16 protein-coding genes are annotated in these 21,220 nt (G+C 46.2%); 15 read left to right on the plus strand and 1 reads right to left on the minus strand.

Annotated elements, in window-relative coordinates; genetic code table 11:
- The first annotated feature begins 367 nt into the window (after positions 1–367).
- The 15 genes from DFP98_RS14480 to DFP98_RS14550 all read left to right on the plus strand — a co-directional run bounded on the left by DFP98_RS14480 (position 368) and on the right by DFP98_RS14550 (position 17,585).
- Positions 368–754 (plus strand): hypothetical protein, encoded by a 387-nt coding sequence (locus tag DFP98_RS14480; RefSeq protein ID WP_116061322.1) that lies wholly within the window; start codon positions 368–370, stop codon positions 752–754.
- A 20-nt stretch (positions 755–774) separates the two neighbouring features.
- Positions 775–1,404, plus strand: a complete 630-nt coding sequence (locus DFP98_RS14485) for a DUF1796 family putative cysteine peptidase (protein ID WP_116061323.1) — start codon at positions 775–777, stop codon at positions 1,402–1,404.
- Between the two features lie 13 nt (positions 1,405–1,417).
- Positions 1,418–3,868, plus strand: a complete 2,451-nt coding sequence (locus tag DFP98_RS14490) for a glycosyltransferase (protein ID WP_220377103.1) — start codon at positions 1,418–1,420, stop codon at positions 3,866–3,868.
- A gap of 6 nt (positions 3,869–3,874) precedes the next feature.
- Entirely contained in the window at positions 3,875–5,425 is a 1,551-nt protein-coding gene (locus DFP98_RS14495) for a glycosyltransferase (protein WP_116061325.1), read from the plus strand.
- Between the two features lie 26 nt (positions 5,426–5,451).
- On the plus strand, positions 5,452–6,234 hold the full coding sequence (locus tag DFP98_RS14500) for an ABC transporter permease (RefSeq protein ID WP_116061326.1): 783 nt from the start codon (positions 5,452–5,454) through the stop codon (positions 6,232–6,234).
- Positions 6,235–6,256: 22 nt separating this feature from the next.
- Positions 6,257–6,994, plus strand: coding sequence for an ABC transporter ATP-binding protein (locus DFP98_RS14505; RefSeq protein ID WP_116061327.1), 738 nt, complete (start codon positions 6,257–6,259; stop codon positions 6,992–6,994).
- Positions 6,995–7,025: 31 nt separating this feature from the next.
- Positions 7,026–8,066: a Rossmann-fold NAD(P)-binding domain-containing protein gene (locus DFP98_RS14510; RefSeq protein WP_116061328.1), complete on the plus strand. Its 1,041-nt coding sequence runs from the start codon at positions 7,026–7,028 to the stop codon at positions 8,064–8,066.
- Positions 8,063–10,282: an O-antigen ligase family protein gene (locus DFP98_RS14515; RefSeq protein WP_116061329.1), complete on the plus strand. Its 2,220-nt coding sequence runs from the start codon at positions 8,063–8,065 to the stop codon at positions 10,280–10,282. The genes DFP98_RS14510 and DFP98_RS14515 overlap by 4 nt, the downstream gene beginning before the upstream one ends.
- Positions 10,279–10,899, plus strand: a complete 621-nt coding sequence (locus tag DFP98_RS14520) for a sugar transferase (protein WP_116061330.1) — start codon at positions 10,279–10,281, stop codon at positions 10,897–10,899. Before DFP98_RS14515 ends, DFP98_RS14520 begins: the two co-directional genes overlap by 4 nt.
- Positions 10,896–12,083, plus strand: coding sequence for a glycosyltransferase family 4 protein (locus DFP98_RS14525; RefSeq protein ID WP_116061331.1), 1,188 nt, complete (start codon positions 10,896–10,898; stop codon positions 12,081–12,083). Before DFP98_RS14520 ends, DFP98_RS14525 begins: the two co-directional genes overlap by 4 nt.
- Before the next feature lie 13 nt (positions 12,084–12,096).
- Entirely contained in the window at positions 12,097–13,134 is a 1,038-nt protein-coding gene (locus tag DFP98_RS14530) for a UDP-N-acetylglucosamine 4,6-dehydratase family protein (protein ID WP_116061419.1), read from the plus strand.
- Positions 13,135–13,151: 17 nt separating this feature from the next.
- A complete protein-coding gene (locus DFP98_RS14535; RefSeq protein ID WP_246016534.1) occupies positions 13,152–13,979 on the plus strand; it encodes an SDR family oxidoreductase in 828 nt (275 codons plus the stop codon).
- A gap of 13 nt (positions 13,980–13,992) precedes the next feature.
- Entirely contained in the window at positions 13,993–15,120 is a 1,128-nt protein-coding gene (wecB, locus tag DFP98_RS14540; protein WP_116061332.1) for a non-hydrolyzing UDP-N-acetylglucosamine 2-epimerase, read from the plus strand.
- Positions 15,117–16,283 carry a glycosyltransferase family 4 protein gene (locus tag DFP98_RS14545; protein WP_116061333.1) on the plus strand — a complete coding sequence of 389 codons (1,167 nt, stop codon included), beginning with the start codon at positions 15,117–15,119 and terminating at the stop codon, positions 16,281–16,283. Before wecB ends, DFP98_RS14545 begins: the two co-directional genes overlap by 4 nt.
- Positions 16,284–16,859: 576 nt before the next feature.
- A complete protein-coding gene (locus tag DFP98_RS14550) occupies positions 16,860–17,585 on the plus strand; it encodes a hypothetical protein (protein ID WP_116061334.1) in 726 nt (241 codons plus the stop codon).
- Positions 17,586–17,645: 60 nt separating this feature from the next.
- Here the strand turns inward: DFP98_RS14550 and DFP98_RS14555 are convergent, their stop codons facing one another.
- Positions 17,646–21,170, minus strand: coding sequence for an S-layer homology domain-containing protein (locus tag DFP98_RS14555; RefSeq protein WP_246016535.1), 3,525 nt, complete (start codon positions 21,168–21,170; stop codon positions 17,646–17,648).
- Positions 21,171–21,220 lie beyond the last annotated feature (50 nt).

The following is a 21,220-nucleotide window of genomic DNA, read 5'->3' on the forward strand; positions in this document are numbered from 1 at the left end:
GTGAAACCAACTCATGCGGTAGAGCGCTTCGCTGCCAGCAATGACCTCAGCGGTTCGATCCCGCTGAGGTCAACTGTAATTTAAACCACGCAGCCTGCTAAAGATTGCTTTTTCAATTGGAAGGGGGATGTAAGCGGATGAATCAAACGGGGAGCAAGCTATATCCAAGCGCGAATTTAAAGTTTTCTTTGAGATTCATTAACGGGCTAATTTATCGCTTAAGTTTCATAAATAGGCTAATTATTGTTTGTTTCTCTGTTAAGAAGCTTATTCAATAGTGCAGAATAATGTTATTATTTTAATAAAAGTGTCGAACGAAGTATTTCCGCCATTTCCCGCATTCTAATATTGGAGGAATAAGTTAAACATGGTTATACATTTCGCTTCCTCGGGCGCGCAGCTTGGAAGTTTCAAGCCGTTCGAAGTCGGAGACGAAGAGGTCGTGCTCACGGGCTTATGGTTAGATAATCTAGAACCCTCACATCGAATTGTGCTTGAAATTGAAATCGGATGGGACAAACCCATTACCTCCGATCTGGGCGAATTAGAAATCATGATTCGAAAAGGAGATCCAAACGGCGAAATTGTCGAATGGACTCAGGAAAATTGCTTTAATAGCACTTTAACTAAGATAGAAGTAAGTACGGGGGAAGAGTCGTCTTTTCAGAACTATGTTTTGACGGTCAAATCGCTCGGTACGAGGGCGAGGATTATTGGTCCGTACCTCCTTAAAGGAAGCGTTCTAACTAAATAACGTTAGGAAGTGCAGGCTCATTGAGAATCGCCGACATTAAAGGAAAATACGACGACATTTTTAGCTTAGGGCAACTGTGCTATATTTCCATCCAATTGGAGAAAAACGGACTTAGACCCTATTCGGGCGTGCTGGACTGGGTAGGCTCTCCTAATCTAAGCAGCGTTAATAGATTATTGCGGAACCGGTTCCAGGGCTTCATGGACCGCCATCAGATGGAGTGTATTGGAACCGCGGGAGATAAACTTTATCTCGTGCAGGACAAATTGTACGACATTTACTCCAATCATGACTTTTTTGTCGCGCAGAACGATCCTAAGCTGTTGGAGGCATATCCGAGCGTCAAGACCAAATACGACCGCCGGGTAGCTCGTTTTTTAGAGAAGGTCGACACGGCCGAAAGGCTGCTTTTTGTCCGAAGCGGCGGAACGTACGAGGAAGCGAAGGAATTGCTAGAGATTCTGGACGATCTCGTGCGAAATGATTATGTTTTGCTGTTTCTCGACCCTGGCCAAGCGGACGAAATCGAAGAAAACGACTGGCCATTGGAACGCGTTTGTTCGGTGAACGTTCCGCACGTCGATAAATTATGGAACGATAGCGATCATATTTGGAAAGAGTTATTTGCAGGAATTGAGTTGCAAAAATGAGGTGTATGATTTGGTGTCGGAGGAAGCTAAAGTTTCCATTGTCATTCCTGTGTATAACGGGGCGAACTATTTGCACGAAGCCATAAACTGCGCTTTGGCACAAACGTATTTGAACGTTGAAGTCGTCGTCGTTAACGACGGCTCGAACGACGGCGGTGAAACGGAACAAATCGCTCTCTCGTACGGCGACAGAATCCGTTACTTCTCCAAAGAGAACGGAGGAGTGGCTACGGCACTGAATTTGGGTCTCGAAAAAATGACCGGAGACTACTTCTCCTGGTTAAGCCATGATGATATGTACACTCCTGATAAAATCGAAAAGCAAATGAATGCTTTGCGCCAATTCGGTGACCAAGCGGTCGTCTTCAGCGATTATTGCCATATCTCTCCCGCTGGAAAATTGCTTCATACTTATCGGGTATCTCCCCAAGGATCATCCAATACTCGCGCTTTGCTAGCCATTTCGCATGAAGTCGGATTTCATGGCTGCGCTTTTCTGATTCCTCGACAATATTTCGATAGGTTCGGAGTGTTTGATCCGGCGCTTCGATATACCCAAGATACCGATCTATGGTTCCGCATGGCCGGCAGCGTTCCATTCCTGCACGTCAAAGAGATTCTTGTCCGTTCTCGTCAGCATGAAGAGCAAGACAGCCAGAGGTATCATGACGGGCTCGCGCGTGAAGCCGACCGCGTCATGAGTCGAATGATCCGGGATTTATCTATTGAGGAAGTCAACTTATATAACGAGCATTCGTATAAGATTCTCGAACACAGGTATCACTCTTTCAAAAAAATGGGATTCGAGAAGTGCGCATACAGGCTCTTAAAACATTTGTGCTCGTCGACGCTAGATCCCAAAGAACAAGAGAGGGTCTCGGCTCTTATCCAGGCGGACGTCGGAATTAAGGAAATCGATCAATCCCCGATTAACTGGGAACGGAATTTATCTCCCCTATTGGCTAGGAAGAAAAGCAAACCTCGTATTGTCGTCTATAGCGGGGTATGGATTCGAGGCGGTGGCGAAAGAGTATTCTCCGCGATAACCGAGACGTTAAAAGGCAAGTACGATTGGTTTATCGTTTCCAACGATCTTCTGAATAAAGAAGGTTTCCCTATTGCTAAAGAGATTACGCATATTCGATTAAAAGTCGGGACGATGGAGAATCTATCCACTCAGCTGACGGTCGTTTGCTCCTTGCTCGACGCGGATTTGTTCTTGGCCAGCCCGAACTTCGACATCAATCTGCTTTCCGTCTACGAGAAATTAAGAGGGATGGAAATTCGAAGCATCGCATGCAATTTCGGCCATTATTTCCTTCCTTACGTTATCGAAGATTTGTATCCCATCATCGAACGCCGAACGGAGGCTTTCAATCAAGCGAGCGCCGTCACGTGGCTTACTTCTTACAGCGCGAACGTTTATTCCCAAATTAACGACAACGGTGCTTTGCTGCCGACGCCTAACACTTTTCCGAAATCTCCGATAAAGGCACCCAAGGATAAAAAAGTCGTGCTCGCCGTTGGCAGGTTCAATGACCCGATCAAGCGATTGGATCGGATTCTGAAGGTGTTTGCCAAAGTAATGGCGAGCCATCCCGATGCCGAATTGCATCTGGTCGGACCTTACAAATTAAACGCGCGAACCGATAATCGTTCCAAAGAAACGATAGGGGAACTGATTGCGCGCTTGCAAATACCGAGAGATAAAATGTTATTCGTCGGAGAACAAGAGAACGTCGAACCGTACTATATGAAGGCTTCCGTTCTCCTGTTAACCTCGGAGAGCGAAGGAATTCCGATGGTTCTTAACGAAGCAGGCACTTTCGGATTGCCTTGCGTCATTAGCGACATTTCCGGATTGGAAGACATGATTACGGACGGAGAAAGCGGCTATATCGTTCCTCAAGAAGATTTGAATCTGATGGCCGGCAAAGTCTCGGCATTGTTATCCGACTTCGATTTGCGCGATCGAATGGGCAACCGGGCGTACGAACTGGTCGATCGTTTCGCGCGGCAACGGATTTGCGAGAGATGGGAGAAACTGATGGACACCGTGCTGTCGGTCAAAGGCCAAGACGAGCTGAATTCGATACTGAACGATCGATTTATGGAGCCTCCGGCGCAGTACGACAGCTTCTCCAGAAAAGTCATTCGCGAGTACGAAAGAAACATCTCTTTATTGATTGAAACCAAAGGGACGCACAATGTGCCTCAACCGCGACTTGAGACGGAAACGGATAGTCATTCGGAAATCGCGGCCGAGATCGAAGAAAATTTCCGGGCAAGCATTCATGCGGAGGCTTATCAACAAGCGGCGCGGGAATTTTCCAATACGATTTCCTGGAAAGTGACGAGACCGTTACGGTGGTGCAAGCGTTTCTATGCATCCGCCAGAAATGACGGCATTCGCGTCGCCATGCGAAAAGCGGGGCAAAAAATCAAGACCAGGGCGAGAGGTTAACGCGGAATGAATAACTTGATCGCCGCATGCCGACTTGCCAAAACGACCTATGAGATTCATGAAGCGGCACGGATGTTGGATGAAACGATCTTTCGGACTTCCAAGCTCGACGAAGTATCGGAATTGTTGATTCAACTCATCCAGCCCCTATTGAACGAAGAGAGGCGCGAGCCGGTACTGCTGTTTCACGCATACGGGTGGCAATTCGGCGGAGCGGAGAGGCTTATTGCAGGTTTGACCAATTACTTGGCGCGCAAAAAATACCGGATCATCGTATCCGTTTTTGAGCCGGTGCGTAGCAACGGCTTCCAATTGGACCCTTCAATCGCTTTTGTGCCTATTTTGGAGAACGATCGAAGGATCGAGAGACTTATCCAGCTAGTCGGACTACTGTCGCCAGATATATTTATAGGCCACAATAACAGCATCCCCGAGCTAGCCGCCGTATACCCCGTATTCAGGCAATTCGGAATCCGAACGATTGCTTATACGTTGGAATATTATTTTTTTCCGCACAGAATTCCGGAATTGGCTTCCACGGTAATTGCCCGAAGCGAGGCGCTGGCTCAGGCGAACGCGTCGTGTTTTCTTACCCGATTCAGCGCCAACGCTTACGGAATGGCTTATCCTAACGCCGCGGTCATGCAAGGGCTCACCTCGTTCTCCGTTCCGGCTTATGATTCCGATAAACGCAACGGTAAAACGGTAATCGCCGTTGGGAGGTTCTCGGATCCGATAAAGCGGTTGGATCGCGTGTTAACCGCATTTCGCCATCTGCTCGAAAGCCATCCCGATGCGCGGTTATTGATCGTAGGGCCATATGATTTGGAAGCCGCAATTCCCCGGAATGCCAAGGAAACGATAGGCGAGCTGCTTAGACGAACGGGTGTATCCGGCTCTCAAGTCCGATTCGTCGGAGAACAAGAGAGAACGCAAGATTTTTATAGCCAAGGCGACGTATTTGTACTAACTTCGGATAGCGAAGGATTTCCATTAGTTCTCAATGAAGCCGGAAGTTACGGGCTGCCTGCCGTAATCGTGGATATTCCCGGACTTGAGGATATCATTGCGGATGGAGTTAACGGTTATATCGTTCCTCAAGACGACATGCGGGCAATGGCCAATAAAATATCGGCCTTATTCGACGATTCGGAATTACTGAAGAGAATGTCAATGAATGCGCGCGAAATGGTCGGAAGATATTCCATTGATCAAGTCGGACCTCGCTGGGAAGAACTGATCCGAGTCGTGTTATCCCATTCGGATCAAGATGAGATCAATCGGATCTTAGCCGAACGTTTTATGGGCGAGGTCGTTAACAAGAAGGCATTCTGCAGAACGATCGTCAAGGAATACGAACGGACGGCTGTCTTGGTTTCCGCCGTGCCTAAAGTCCGCACGACACGAATGCAACTGGATGAAATCGAGACGATTGCCGTAAAACTCGTAAACCACTTCAGGGATTATGGGTTGCGCGCCACAATAGGCAAGGCGACGTTAAAACTGAGGGGACTTTGGCAAAAGCGCTTCGGTAAATATAGACAAGCTAGACAATGAATTGACCTTCGAGGAGAGGTTTGACCGTGCGAAAGCTCTATAGCAGGCTTTCTGTTGTTTGGAAATATAACAATTTACTCAAGGAACTGGTCATTAGAGATATCAAAGTCAGATATCGAAAATCGGTGCTGGGACTGCTTTGGACATTGCTGTATCCTTTGTTAACCATGATCATCACGACGATCGTATTTTCTTCGCTTTTTAATACGTTGCCCAACTATGCGGTCTATTTTTTGACTGGAAGCATTTTATTCTCGTTTAACACCGAGGCGACGACTTCCGCGGCAATGTCTATCGTGGGTAACGCCGGGTTGTTGAAAAAAATATATATTCCTAAGTATTTGTTCCCTCTCTCCAGAGTATTGTCCTCGCTGGTCAATCTGGCATTTGCTTTCGTGGCATTGCTGCTGGTGATGTTGGTTACGAGCGCTCCCTTTAAACCGACCTTGTTTTTGAGTTTCATTCCGATCTTCTATCTGATTATCTTTACGGCCGGGCTTTCGTTGAGTTTATCCGCGCTGACGGTTTATTTCCGCGACATTAATAGTTTATACGGGGTACTTGCGCTTTTATGGACGTATATGACTCCGATATTTTACCCGATCTCCATTATTCAGGATAAGTATTCCTGGATCTACGAATGGAATCCGATGTATTACTACATAGATTACTTAAGATCATTGATTCTCGAAGGGGTTATGCCCGGAGTGGTTCCTAACCTCATCTGTTTACTGTGCGGGTTCGTTTCGCTCGGCATAGGCTGGTTAATTTTTAACCGGACGCAAAACCGATTTGTTTTATACATGTAAGATACGGAACGGAGAGGTATTCATGCCCGATACGCTTGTGGAAGTCGACGATGTTTCGATGCTATATAACATCAGCCGGGAGAAAGCTGACAACCTGAAAGAATATTTGATACGAGCCCTTAAAGGGGGGCTGGCGATCGACGAGTTTTGGGCTCTTCGAAATGTCTCTCTGCGAATGATAAGAGGAGAATCGTTAGGAATTATCGGATTGAACGGTAGCGGTAAAAGCACATTGCTAAAACTGATTGCAGGAGTATTGCAGCCGGCCAAAGGACGGATAAAAGTAAGGGGGTCCATAGCTCCGTTAATCGAATTGGGCGCCGGTTTCGATTTTGACCTCACCGCACGGGAAAATATTTACTTGAACGGGGCAATCCTCGGACATAGCAGAGCGAAGATGAACGAGAATTTCGACGAGATTATATCGTTCTCCGAAGTGGAGGATTTCGTCGACATTCCGATAAAGAATTTCTCTTCCGGAATGGTGGCTCGGCTTGGCTTTGCGATCGCTACGATCAGCAGACCGGATATTCTGATCGCGGATGAAATCTTGAGCGTCGGCGATATACCATTTCAGAAAAAATGCGAATCCAGAATTGCGGAGATCGTGAACAATGGCGCCAGCGTAATTTATGTATCGCACTCCGTGGAATCCGTAAAAAAACTTTGCACGAAAGCGGCATGGTTGCACAAAGGGGAACTGATTCGTTTCGACGATGTGGGTTCGGTGTGCGACGCTTACTTAGAAAGCTTGGGTTAATTATTCATTCGCGTTCAGAAGGGGAACATCAATGATGATTTCTGGAATATCCAATCAGGTACTGTCCGAGATCGACAGCGTCCGCGGATCTTCGAAAATAAAAGTCGCCTCCGTCGGATCGACGTCCCGTTTGCTTGCGGATTTTTTGGTTTTGCCAAGGAGATCTTATGAGCATTATGAGTGTATCAACTTTCTAGTCTCAAGGCCGGAAGATGCGAGTTTTTGTTTTGAACGTCTGGATGGCGTCGTGGATATCGTGCTTGTGGATGTAGAGGCGAAACAGAGCTTGGATCTGATGGGAATCGCCACCCAGTATGTCCAGCATTCTTCTATCGTAGCTTATAAACCTAACGATGCCAGTGTAGAAGCTGCCGATTTGCTAGTCAGGCAACATTTCAAAGATCAATTAAACGGGAAAACGATATTGATCTTGGGAGCGGGGAATATTTCGGCGAAATTAGCTCTGCGTTTATGCGAAAGGAATGCCAGTATTAAAATGCTTTCCAGAAATTATAACAAAGCAAGCACGGTTGCCGATGGATTGAATGCCATACTGCCCAAATATTCTCGATCTGCTATCAAGGCTATTGAAAGTTTGTCGAATCAGCCTTTATTTGACGGTCTGGTTTCCTTTGTTGCCGCTGACGGTGTAGCTCAAGAAGAAATGGCTTATCTTGTAAAGAGAGGCGGGATCGCGATTGACGGGGGCATTAATAATCTTTCTCCCGGATTTCTGAAGGCAAGCGGGGAGAACGGCGTCATTTGCAATCGCATGGATGTCAGACTAGGCTTTGTGTACTCGTTGCTGTCGTCCAGTCCGGATGTATCGAATTTCTACATGAATGTAAGAGGAGAGCGCTTTGACGATAACATTCGCTTATTAGCTGGTGGCATAATAGGCAACCGGGGGGATATTATTGTAGATCGCATTCAACAACCCACTCAAATTGTCGGAATGGCTAACGGGGTAGGGGGAGTTCTTTCGAGTAAGGACTATTCGTCCAAGGACAAGATCAGGCTGGAACGAGCCCGGGAAATCTTGAATATCGTCACCGAGGAAGGTGTGAGATGAAAGACGGCGACCTGGACAGAAAAAATACTCGCTGGATATTCGCGGCAACGTCCTTTTTCGTCGTTATGTTTTTGTTCCTCGCGCCATTTAATAAGGGTTTGTTCGTTGGGTACGAAATCACTTTCGAAAGGCCATTATACATCGCTCTTTTTTGTAGCTTGGTATGTCTCACTTTCATTTGCGTCTATCTTTACCGAGATTGGCAGCTGGCTTCTCACGGGGACATTCTTGTTGCTCTGATATGGATCATACCGATATCCTATTTCATTGCGACGTTAGAGGCGATCACGAGCCATTGGGCTTTCATCGAAGCTTTCGTCAGATTGGGTTGGGGCGTATTCTTTGTTCTTGGCTATTATGTAGCCCGTCATTCCGCTGGCTATAACCTATTACTGATCGCTTTAATCGGTTCAGGATATGTAATCGTTATGTTTGGATTACTGAACTGGTTCGGCAACGCTCATTATAAAGATGCGGTTCTAGCAGAACGATTATCCAGCGTCTTTCAGTACCCGAACGCTTATGCGGCCTACTTAATCGCGATAGCCATATGCGCCTTGATCATGGTTCAATCCTCTCGAAAGAAAAAATATCGTATTTTTCATGCATTTATGCTGGTACCCGTGTTCTTGTCCTTGCTGCTCACCCTTTCCAGAGGAGCGCTGCTTGTTCTATTTATCGTCCTCATCTTCTATTTGACCTTACTCCCTTGGAAACGACAACTCATAAGTTTAATGGAACTAGGGATTGTTGGGATCGCTGCATTTGCCGTATATGGTTTTGCAGTCAAGACAAGGGGGCAATTGCTAGAAAATTACTCACAGGGGGTCACTTTGCGCGGATGGCTGCTCGTGCTGGGGATTTCTGTAATTGCAAGCCTGGTTGTGCTTGGAGTAAGGCTGTGGTTCGGCAAGTTAGATGATAATAAGGCAGACAAACGATGGAGCCCTAAACATTTGGCGTTACCGGTCGTTCTTGTCTCATTAGGTCTGGCGTTATATGTTCTGATCCTGTCGAACTTTCCATTCAGCAAGATCCTACCTGCGGAGATTGCTGCCAGGCTGGAGGGGGTCAATCTTCAATCTACCAGCGTTTTCTTAAGAAATACATTGTACGAAGACGCATTAAGGGCAGGAGCGGATTATCCGGTATTCGGCGCTGGAGGCGGCGCGTGGTCGGTATTATCCGAGTCGTTCAAAAGTTATCCTTATTCGAGTTCCAAAGTTCATAATTTTTATATAGAAACTTATTTAGAATCGGGATTGTTCGGCTTGATCGTTCTTATGGTTATCCTATGTTACGTGTTTGTCTTATTGATCGGTCAAATAAAGAAGAAGATCAGAGAAACCAATGATGATATTCGGTGGTTGATATTTCCCGTTTTTTCTATCGTTATTCTAGGCCACAGCCTCGTCGATTTTGACATGAGCTTCTTTTATCTGTCTTCCCTTGTTTTTTTAACTTTGGGAGCTACGGCGGCCATCTCGAATAGACCGATCGCAGCTATCTGGGGCAAAGGAAGAGTAACGAAGGCTTTTGCATCAGGATTGTTCCTGGTAGCGATATTTATGATTTACAAGTGCATTATAGCGTTAAGGGCGGATGAATATTATCGATCCTCAATGAACGTGCTCGCCGAGGAGGGGAAATACGCTGCTTATCAATCCGCAATAGAGCAAGCGGAGAACTTGATGCCTGGACATTCCCAATATCTTTTATCCATGGCTCAATTAAATCAACTTATGTATCGCGAAACGAAGAACGAAAGCTTCTCGAAGACTGCGGAGTACGCTTTGAACAGGTTGAAAGCCATTGATCCGTATAACATCGAAGCAGTAGAGATAAATTACGATTTGGATATGGATAGGATGAACTTCGATCGAGCTCATGAGGTTGCAAGAAGAGCCGTCGCACTCTTTCCTTGGTCAATCGGATTCTACGAGAACGCCATAGAGCTTAATCTCAGGCTCGGATCCGATGCTTCTCTCTTGGCAGATAAGCGCAGGGAGTATTCAAATGAGGCTCGTCTACTGGTTGACGAGATCGAGAGAAGAATCGGAAGGATAGATAAATTGCCTGAAACCGAGCGTTTAATGAGCCGAGGAGTCTTCGATGTTAATGACAACCTTCAAGCTCAGTTTCTAATGCTGGATGTAATGGAAGCATTGCAAAAAGCGGAACGTGAACGGTTGTCCACGGAGAGTAAACGACGATGAAGAGATATGCTTGTATTAAAAGGTTTATTGACGTCCTGGTTTCGATAATCGCTCTTGTCTGTTTTTTGCCAGCGTCGCTAATCATCGTTATCTTGATAAAATCGGAATCGAAGGGGCCGGCGTTATTTAAGCAACAACGTATCGGCAAGAACAAGCAACCATTTACGATTCTGAAATTCAGAACGATGAAAGAAGATTCTCCTTGCGATGTACCTACTCACTTGCTGCTTGACGATATTCACAAGTATACAACCAGAATCGGAGCAATTTTGCGGAAGACTAGCCTAGATGAATGGCCGCAATTAATCAACATTCTGAAAGGCGAAATGAGCCTAGTAGGTCCCCGGCCGGCGTTGTGGAACCAGTATGATTTAATTCTCGAAAGGGAGCGCTACGGTGTGAATTCTCTCGTTCCAGGTTTGACGGGATGGGCTCAAATTAATGGGAGAGACACTCTTTCGGTCGATGCCAAAGTTGGTTTTGACAGCGAATACCTCTTAACAAGGAGCACCTTGCTCGATTTGAAGATTATTTTTTTAACGATGATGAAGGTGATAAACAGAGAAGGAGTTGGAGAGGGCGCAGGCGCTGATCGGGGAAAGGGGGAATTGTTGTGAAAGTATTGGTAGTTTGCCAGTATTTTTATCCGGAACAGTTCAGAGTGAACGAAATGTGCTTCGAGATGGCCCGTTCCGGAACAGAAGTAACCGTATTGACAGGTCTTCCTAATTACCCTGGAGGAAACATCCATTCCGAATACAGGCGATTCAAAAGACGAAATGAGAAAATACACGGGGTTACCGTAAAACGAGTGCCGATAATAGGACGGGGTCGTAATCGGATTACGTTATCGCTTAATTATTTGAGTTTTGCACTTATGGCTTCCATTCAATCCTTTTTTCTAAGAAAAAAATTCGATCTCATCATCGTTTATCAGTTATCTCCGGTAACGATGGCATTACCCGCAATTATTCTTAAGCGGCTTATAGGAAAGCCCCTTATCCTCTACTGTCATGATTTATGGCCGGTCAGCGCATCCGCGGGAGGAATAGAGGAAGGGGGCATTCTCTATCGGTTACTGCTGGCCATGAGCAGGTGGCTATACCGAAAATCTGATGAAATCATCATCAGCTCTAAACAATTTGAGCATTATTTCCGCCATGTTTTGGGAATAGAGCGGAGGCTCGCCTATCTTCCGATTTTCGCCGAATCGATCTTCGAAGAATTAAATTTGGATAAGGGCGATTGTGAGGAAACCCATTTCGTCTTCGCGGGAAACATTGGAGAGATGCAAAGCGTCGAAACCATCCTGTATGCGGCTAAAGAGTTAATCGATGAGAATCGCATTCGCTTTCATATTGTCGGAAGCGGTACATCCCGAAAGAAATGCCAACAACTGTCCGAGGCTTTGGGCCTAGTTAATGTGACTTTCTATGGACATCTTTCCTTGGATGAGCTCCCATTCTTCTATAAGATGGCGGATGCCATGATCGTCACGCTGAAAGCGAACAAATCGCTATCCTACACGCTTCCGAATAAAGTTCAATCTTACATGGCTGCAAGCAAGCCGGTATTAGGCGCGATCAATGGCGAGACTAGAAGAGTCATTGAAGAATCGGGTTGCGGATATTGTACGACGGCGGAAGACTACAAAGGACTAGCGTCGATTATCCGAAAGTTTGCCTCTGAAAAAAATAGGCATGAACAATTCGGACAACGCGCTAGGAGCTATTATGAGAGCCACTTTTCAAAATCGTTGTTTATCGAGAGGCTGAATAAAGTGATGCAAAAATATGGTTAAGGTGGAGACGGGAATGTTAGCAGACAGAACGATTGCCATTACCGGAGGAACGGGATCTTTCGGACATGCGGTAGCGAAAAGGTTACTTCAGTCGGACATCAAAGAAATACGGATTTTTTCCCGTGATGAAAAGAAGCAAGACGATATGAGGAAGCATTTCGGAGATCGAAGGCTTAAATATTTCATTGGCGACGTCAGAGATTCGCACAGCCTTAAAGAGGTTTTCTACGATGCGGATTACGTTTTTCATGCGGCGGCTTTAAAGCAAGTTCCTTCCTGCGAAATGTTCCCGATGGAAGCCGTTAAAACCAACATTATCGGAACGGAAAATGTATTAAGCGCAGCAATCGAGAACGAAGTTAAGAAAGTGATTTGTCTATCTACGGATAAAGCTACGTATCCCATCAACGCGATGGGAATATCCAAAGCCATGATGGAGAAGTTGGCAGTTGCCAGATCAAGGCACGCATCCTCGCAAAATATGGTGATCGGTTGTACCCGTTTCGGCAACGTAATGGCTTCACGCGGCTCTGTTATCCCCTTGTTCATCGAGCAAATCAAAGCCGGACGTGCGATTACGGTGACTCATCCCGATATGACCAGGTTTATGATGAGTTTGGAGGATGCGGTTGACTTAGTTCTATTTGCATTTACGCACGCACAAACCGGGGATATCTTGATCAATAAATCTCCAGCATGCACGGTTGGAGACTTGGCAACGGCGATCAAAGAGTTATTGAATGCAAGCAATGACATTGTCGTTACAGGAGTAAGGCACGGAGAAAAGTGGCATGAAAAGTTACTTACGAATGAGGAATCCATGATCGCGGAAGAATTGAATAGCTTCTATAGAATTCCGGCCGACCATCGGGAGTTGAATTATTGCAATGATTACGTGAGCAGGCACAGTCTTCCTTATCTTGATAGGGAATATTCTTCAAGCAGCGCCAGACGGCTGCAATTAAGCGAGATTAAAAATAAATTACTGACATTGGATTGTATACAAGAAGCAATCGGGCAACGGGGGGAGGAAGTGTTATTAAATACTTAATTATCGGTGCTGGAGGTATGGTCGGCCACACGGTTACCCTTTACTTAAGCGAGCAAGGTCATTCCGTTACCGCGGTTGCCAGACGTCCACTGTCGTTTACTCCCCATATGGTTTGCGATGTGAGAGAATTGAAAAGATTGAATGAAATGATTCTAGCTGAACCATACGATACAATCGTCAATTGCTCCGGAATTCTTAACCGCGAAGCCGATTCCCGGCCATCCGAAGCCGTGTTCGTGAATAGTTTTCTGCCCCATCACTTAAGCGATATGACGAGGGACACGAACACGCAAGTTATTCACGTTAGCACGGATTGCGTCTTTTCAGGTCTTCAGGGGGGATATTCGGAACACTCGTACCGGGACGAAATTTCTTTATACGGTCGATCTAAAGCGCTTGGTGAAATCGACAACCATAAAGATCTTACCTTTCGTACTTCTGTGGTCGGACCGGACTTAAACCCCGACGGTATCGGATTATTGAACTGGTATATGAAACAGAAGAAGGAAATGGTCGGATTCGTCAAAGCAATATGGACAGGAGTTACGACTTTAACGCTAGCGAAAGCGATAGAAAAGGCGTCTATCGTTAAGCTAAGCGGGATCTATCATCTCGTTAATCAAACGTCTATTCCTAAGTTCGGGTTGTTACAACTGTTTAATAAACATTTCACCGATAACAAAAGGATCATTCATCCCAGCGAAAGTCTCGTTGTGGACAAATCTCTAATCAACAATAGGACGGAATTTGAATTTGTCGTACCTTCTTACGAAACAATGGTCGCCGATATGAAGGATTGGATGGAGCAGCATAAAGAGTTGTATCCGCATTACGATAAAGATTGAAAGGAAATGGGCGATGGATCGACTCAAAGTCATGACTATTGTAGGGACAAGACCCGAAGTGATCCGATTGAGTGAAACGATCAAGAAAATGGATCGTTACTTCGATCACGTACTCGTTCATACCGGACAAAATTGGGACTATACGCTGAACCAAGTGTTTTTCCAGGAGTTGGGCATCAGGCCTCCGGATTATTGCTTGGAGTGTATTGGAGATCATTTGGGCGAGACGATGGGGAATGTGATTTCGAAATCCTATGCGCTCATGTCGGAGATTAAGCCGGAAGCGCTGTTGATTCTAGGGGATACGAATTCGGCGTTATCCGCGATCGCCGCCAAGCGCTTAAAGATTCCCGTATTTCATATGGAAGCGGGCAATCGATGTTTCGATGAGAATCTCCCCGAAGAGATTAACCGAAGAATCGTGGATCATATTTCGGATATTCATATGCCCTATACCGAGAATGCCAGAAGAAATTTGATCGCGGAAGGGTGCAGAAGCGAGCATATTTTCGTCACGGGGTCTCCTCTGACCGAAGTCATACTCCATCATCGGGACAATATTGAGAATAGCAATGTTCTCGAGCGCCTTGGGCTTAAGGAACGCGGCTATTTTCTCGTATCGGCTCATCGGGAAGAGAACATCGATAACGAGAATAACTTTCTCTCCTTAATGAACGCGCTTAACGAAATCGCCCGTAGATATCAAATCCCAATTTTCTATTCGACGCATCCCAGAAGCCAGAAGATGATCGAAAAGAGAAATTTTAATTTCGACCCTCTAGTTAGAACAACAAAGCCCCTCGGATTTTTTGATTACAATAAGCTCCAATTAAACGCGTACTGCGTATTGTCAGACAGTGGGACACTTCCGGAAGAAGCCTCCATACTCGGCTTCCCGGCAGTATCGATAAGAACTTCTACCGAGCGGCAGGAAACGTTCGATAAGGGCGTCATTCTGATCGGCGGAATTACGACAAACGAAATTATGCAATCGGTTGAACTGTGCAGGCAAATGTGGGATAACGATGAAGCCTATTCCCTAGTCGGCGATTATGCGGATTCGAACGTAGCGAGCAAAGTGATCAAACTCATCCAGAGCTTTACTCCGATTGTAAATCGAACGATCTGGAGGAAATCATGAGCGTGACGGAAGGGGGAAAAGCCGCTCCAAAGAAGGTACTCACGCTTGTTCCGTATTTCGAACCGGGATTTAAGGCGGGAGGCCCGACCACGACGATCCGTAATTCCGTCGATCATTTATTCGATAAAGTAAAGTTTAAGATCGTAACTTCCGACAGAGACTTGGGCGATAAACATCCTTATCCGCTTCCGCTAAATCGCTGGATCCCGGGAGTCCCCGACATCTATTACTTATCGGGACGGAACGGAACAAAACTCATACGAATCATGCGCGAAACGGATTCCGATGTTTTATACTTAAACAGTTTTTTTTCGTTCCAATACTCCATACTGCCCGTTACTTGGAATAAATGCTTTAAATTGCACTTAAAGAGAACCGTATTGGCTCCAAGAGGAGAGTTTTCCGAAGGCGCATTATCTATAAAGCCCTTAAAGAAAAAGGTATTTATAGCGTTAGCGAAATGGTTTGGCATTTACTCGGATGTAATCTGGCAGGCTTCAAGCATTAAAGAAGAAGCAGAGATCGTCAAGGTGTTCGGACCCAAAGCTCTGGTGATCGTAGCACCGGATTTCCCATCTGCAACTAAGCTCGGAGAGGAACCCATTTTCGAGAAAATGCCCAAACAACGCGGTTCTTTAAGACTCGTATTTCTATCGCGCATATGCAGAATGAAAAATTTGAAATTCGCCATCTCATCTCTTCGAAATGTTAAGGGAGAGGTGCAATTCGACATATACGGGCCAATTGAGGATGGGCCCTACTGGGAAGAATGTCTTACCTTGATCCGGGAGCTTTCCGATAACATTAAGGTTAATTATCTAGGGGCGGTAACGTCAGCTAAAGTCAAAAAGATTTTAGGGAGTTATGATTTATTTTTTCTTCCTACGCTCGGGGAAGGGTTCGGTCACGCGATATTCGAAGCCTTGCAAACGGGTTGTCCCGTTTTGATCTCGGATCGTACTCCCTGGGGAGAAGTAACCCGATCGGGAGGGGGAATGGCGATCTCTTTGGATAAGCCGGGAGATTTCGCCTTATGCCTCCAACGATACGTAAATATGGATTCCGATGAACATGCAAAGGCTTCGTTATGTGCTCTTGCATTTAGTTCTAATTATATAAATAATATCGAATTGTTAAATTCGCATCTGTCATTATTTGAGTGAACGATGTGTACGAAAGCTACGACTTTCCGGTTTTATGCAACAGCTGGCATATGCTTCAGTTGTACGGCCTTTACAATCCAAACTGATGTGAACATCGTTCTTCTTCAGTAGAACCATCTACTGTGAACAAACTCATGCGGACACTTTCGCTCGATCGAGCAGAACCGTCTGCAACCGCTCTTGAGGCCAGGGGGAGAGACATGCTGCTGTGTGCGTTGCTTCTCTTTACCGCGGGTAATGAAACAAGAACTCAAGGGAAACAGGTAACAACTGGAAGCATTGAATTTGCTTAATATTCAAACTGCTTCCATAACTTGTGTTGGAACAAAAGGACCTCATCGTGTTGTTCATGTTCAGCGCCTCGCACAGATTTGCAGGGCACATGTTCTCTTAATGATGTTATTATTAAGAGAACAAACTTACTTATCGCGCATCTCTAGATTGGGGTCGGTCTCATCATGAGGTGTATTCTCCGTTTCGGTTCTCGTACAATCCTACTTTATATAGCTGCTGCCGTTTTCCACCAAGTATATCGAGCTGAGCGGAAGCGATGCATTAACCGGAATCGTCGCTGAAATGTTCATCACTGCAAGCCTGCTAGTCATTGGCGTGTGTCACCTGCACAGGAAGTCCCATCGAGTACATGCAATCTTCTCGTGTGTATTTGAGCAACTTTACGCTTGGCTATATGCCAATTGGCTCTGCCATTCTTCCTATGGGCCATCCGGCGTTGCCATCGCGCAAGCCGTCGCTCTTACTTTACCAGCGAGGTGTATTACGATTTATCTGAATATAAGTATCTTTATACAAGTTTTGGGGATAGGAATTGTAGTGACGATGCTCCTTTCTTTCTGGAAAAAGAGAGAGATCGAACGCTTGTATAGGGGTATGGGTTCAATTGTGGCGATTACCGGTATAGTCGGATCGTTTCTGATTCGTGATGCACTAGTGAAGTCTTTGGATCGTGCCCGTATTCGATTTAATGATGAGGAACGATTTATCCAATGGGCTCTTTCGAAGTTCGACACTTTCGCATTGTGGTCGCTGTTGGTGTTGGCCATTATTATTGTAGCTTTACTATTATACATATGGAAAAATAAGCAACGTTTAACGCCTGATAAACGGCTAGGCTTAACAGTAATTATCGTTCTTCTGATGGTTGCTTCCCCGATCGCGGCTATCGTTTATGGATTTGGAACGATCAATAAAGAATTTGATGTGGCGGCCTATATTTTGACACTGTCGATCTGTGAACTATCGATACTTTACATTCCGCTTCTATTTAAGAGAATGATGGCTTAAAAAATCGCCTGTCCCTTCAAGAGGACAAGGCGATTTTTTTGTCGTGACGCAATAATCCGTCTAGATCAAATCCGATTTTTGCAGCAAGCGTTTAACGATAGAGGCAACCTCGGCTCTGGTTATATAATCTTTCGGAGCCAGCTTGGTGCCGCTTTTTCCCGTTACGATTCCGGACTGTATGATGTCGGCGATGCCGCTAAGCGCCCAACTGGAAGCTTTTTTCGAATCCGCAAACGGACTTAATATCTTGTCGATCGATTGAGCGGAAAGCTTAGCTTTCAATCCGGTGATCGTCATCGCTTTAGCGGTAATGACCATAGCTTCTTCGCGAGTAATCTTAGCATTCGGATGGAAACTGCCGTCCTTCAGGCCGTTGATCAATTGATACGAATAGGCGGTACTAATCGCGCCGTTATACCAGTCGGAAGCTTTTACGTCCTTGAAAGGAGAGGCTTCGTTTTCCGGTTTAAGTCCCAATCCGCGAACGAGAATAGCTACGAATTCAGCACGAGTGATATCCGACTCCGGACCGAAAGAACCGTCTCCTTTGCCGTCGATGACCATACGCGAACCCAAGTCGTTGACTGCGTCTTTAGCCCAATGATTGACAACATCGCTAAACTCTATCGGATGCCATATGATCGAGTAGGCGCTATTGGTCAAACTATTCACTTTCGCGTAATACTTGCCGTCAATCATGACGATCTTGGTAGGTACATGACGTACGGTTCCGTCCGCTTCGACAACAACGCCCGTTGTAATCTTCTTAGGATCAACGCCGTCCGGAATTGCAAACGTGCGTTCAACATAGGCGCTGAACTTGGATACGACAACCGTTTTACCTTCATAGGTCGCTTTAATCGTAAATTCAATCGGCGGTGCGATAAGGGTGAAGCTTCCTTTGTTCGCTGCATTCTCCACCGCTTTTATCGTATTCGCGGTCGATTCGGCGATTTCGATCCGCACCTTTATATCTTTCAGAGGGACCGAATTGCCGATCTGATCGGAGATAGAGCCGATGTTGATTTGTTGAACGGGGAGCGTGTAAGCTGCTTGATTCGTTCTGATTTCCAAAACCGCTTGCTTGCTTTCCATGTTTCGAATCATCTGACCGTTCAGTTCGCCTACGACGACATCGGACTCGGCCATCACCGGAATAATGACGGTCGCGCCCGGACCTTCCGCGGCGAGCTTGTCCTCCAGCTTTTTCTGGTCGACGGTTACGGTGATTACGGTTCGTCCGTTCACTTTGGATGTCATTGCCGTGCCCATGCGCTCCACTTTGCCGTTAACGAGCACATCCACGCTTGTTGTCGCGGAACTTGGATTCTCGTTCGAAGCGTTGCCGCCGCCGGATGGCGAAGGGCTGCCACTGGGTGACGAAGCCGTGACAGCAGAGGTCAATAAACTCTCCGCAGCTAATCCTGTAGTCGTGCCCGTATTCGCAATCGGCGTCACTTCAAAACTAATGTACTTTCCAAGATCGGCCGACCGCAACGTATAGGAGGTTGACGTTGCTCCCGAGATTGCCGTCTTGTTCGCTCCCATCGCATCATCTGAGCGATACCACTTGAATAAACTCGTACCTTCCGCATCAGAGTTTGCATCGCTATAGGTGTAACTTCCGGTTAAGGGTGAGCCAACCTGTGCCGTTCCCGTGATACTCACATGGGAGGCTTTCGGTGCGACCTCTCCGAAAACAATGCCGGATGTGTTTTCAACATTGTTTAGCGTCAGATCAGCTTGAATGCCGTCTCCATCTTTGCCTATTAAAGTTCCTCCGTTGGCAAGCAAGGAACTTCCAATGGTAATGACATCGGTACCTAGGTCAGAAGCCTTCACCACATATTTGAATGTCAGGATACTGGTGCGCGTACCGCCGGAATAAATCGCCTCAACCGCGTTGCTACCGATCGTTAACGGCAAAATTGCAGGGTTTATACGCGCCCGCATCACTTCCGAGAAATGAACCTTAAAGAGCAATTCTTCGCCCACATTATAAACCTTTGCCTCAGGCACTTCGACCGACGTGATCGTCGGAGCTGAAGCGTTTAGACTGATCTGGACAAACGGCTTAGTGTCAATGCTCGCTTGACTGGCATTGCCTCCAGCATCGACAATCGATCCGTTCGTGCTGTCAATCAGTCCTAATGCGTCAATATTGACGTCTCTATCCGTATCTTGAACGGTATAACGGAATATGAGATCGGTCGGTTCTAAGTCCGGTACATCGGACACATATACAGCCTGAGCTACGGAATGGGCGCCGGACAGTAACGACAAACTCGGAATACCGCTAACCTTTACGGGTTCCGTGAAGCGAATCCCGAAATCAAAGCTTTCTCCTGTGACGTAATTCGGCTTGGTCGGATAATTCGGAGGGTAAAAGAAATGCTGTACTTTAGGGAGGACGGCATCGACGCGCACGTCCGAAAGCGCAAGCTTGTAAACGGCGAGAGGCATCGGCGTCGATGCGCTCGCGTCGTTGATGCTTCCACCGTTTAATTGAATGGCGTTGTCGACCCTAATCCCGTTAAGAGCTTCGTCCCCGTTCTGAACGGTATATCGGAACGTAACTTTGTTCCCTGATACATCCGCAACCTTTGCTTGCTTTTCTATTGGCGCTTGTGTTGTTCCGAAGAACAATGGGAGATAAGGCTCGTCGGTCACGGTCACGTTCTGATTATATTGGAATACGAAATCCAAGATCTTGCCTTCATTATAGTAGCCGTCAGCAGGAATGATCTCCGTTACGGGGAAAGATCCGCCGGCGCTTACTTTAACGCCGGTAAGTTCTGTAGCCGTTCCATTCGGGAAAACCGGATTGATTAGGTTATGTGCGGCATCCTCAATCACGCCTCCATACATCTTTATTTCATTGTCGATCGTAATCCCGTCGAGATCTTCAAGGCCAGCTTCTACGTTATAAACAAATTCAAGCTGAATGAGCCCGTTTGTAGAGTTTACCGCTTCTGCGCGTACTTCAGTTCCACCGATATTGAGACTGAGATAGGGCTTACCATAATTACTGACAACGTTGATATTCTCAGAGAATGTTACAAGGAACGAGAGAGGTTCGTTTGCAGCATACGTTTTATCAAGGGGATAACTAACGGAAAGAATACTCGGAATGACCGTATCTATCTTGGTATTGGTATTCAGCACCGATGCACCGCTTGGACCAAACCCGCTGCCGAGATCGGCGGCCTCGCCAGAAGCATTCGTTATGGAAGCGCCATTTAATTGAATGGGGCCTAGGACTTGAATGCCGTCCGCATCATTATCGCCCGGTTGAACCTTGTAAGAGAATGACAAATGTGTCGAGGAGTAAGGCACAGACTTATAAAATGCGTCCCGCATTGTACCGTCAACATCGAGCTTCAGGCTAGGCGTTCCGCCTGTCACGCTCACATTCTCGTTAAATACTACGGTGAATTCAATCACTTCTCCGGCTATATACGTTTTGACCAGGGGCAGGCTCAGTCCCGTAGTCGTTGGCGAAGCTGCATTAACGTGATTCACGGCAAGCGATGTCGTAAAAAGCAAAAACACAAGCAATGCTGCGGTCATCCTTCTCAGTGCCACGATGGTGCCTCCTAATTTTTCTCATAATTTTATTCAGAATATATTATTAT

Source organism: Cohnella phaseoli (genome assembly GCF_003386235.1).
Classification (GTDB): Bacteria; Bacillota; Bacilli; order Paenibacillales; family Paenibacillaceae; genus Cohnella; species Cohnella phaseoli.